Raw genomic sequence first — 1,028 nt, forward strand, 5'->3', positions numbered from 1 at the left:
CCAGGTTTAAAGCGAATTACATTTCGATTTACAGTAACTGCTCCTGGATCCTCGATTGCAAAGTTATTCGCATCGAAATCAGTTGCCCCATCAGCTTGAACGATATTTGCTTCAATTAGTAACGGCTCTGCACCAGAAAGATAAGAGACCGATGCGTTAATTTCACTTGCAGCAATTGTCCCCGCCGGAGTTTGAAGAGTCCTACCAGGCACTTGCGAAACGGGAATTACTTGGTCGTTTGAAGCTGTGTAATATAGGACTTTTGTACCTTGCGCTTCATAGTCTCCAACGAAATTGATTGCATCAAAAGCATCTACAGAAGCTTGAATCGTGTTTAAAAACGCTTGATAGTTTGCTGTATCAGAAGTTAAACCGGCAGCAGCGAGTCCATCAACAATGTTGCCAGCAAAAGCGGGTGAGCTTTCAAAGAAGCGTGCAATACCACCGCCAGGAGTTGAGAAAAAAGCAGACTTAAAGTCGTCATTGGTATCGACCGTACCATTTGCTACAGCGACAGTAGCTTGAGCACTAATTGTGCCTAATGAGTAGCCTTGATAGTACACGTCTGAGCCGTCTAAATCTGTTCCTGAGCCGCTCATTCCTGTCAGATCAATGCCTCCAATAGCCTTACGAAGAGCCATTAGGTCGAGAGCATTTTGGCGATTATTGTCTCGTGTAGTAAGAAAGCTTTCTACATTTACGAACAGTAGAGAGGTGTTATCTTCTTCTGTCAGCTCTTTGGGTGGTAGGCCTGAGCCTGCGTCAGCATATCCAAAATGTCTTTCAGAGTCAGTTTTAGTTAGTACTGTTACGTCATTGTCCGTCGATGAGTCGTTGTCTGGGTCAACCATTGCATCACTTTTTAAGCCGTGCAGAGGCTGATCAATCGCAACGACAGCCAAGTCAAAGGCCGCGAAACCAAGTGTTCCAACTGTTGCCGTGTCAGCTGAAGCTACGAGTCCAGATCCCGTTGCGCCGAGAGCAATGCTGCGACTTCCACCTAGGCCGTGTCCCATTATCATAGTTTT

The 1,028-nt window shown here is 45.8% G+C and carries 1 protein-coding gene; it reads right to left on the reverse strand.

Translation table 11 applies throughout. From position 1 onward, the window contains the following. Positions 1 to 1,028 (reverse strand): hypothetical protein (locus A3762_RS27925; protein ID WP_197469486.1); only part of this gene is annotated, 1,028 nt, incomplete at both ends.

The sequence above is a fragment of the Oleiphilus sp. HI0125 genome (assembly GCF_001635355.1).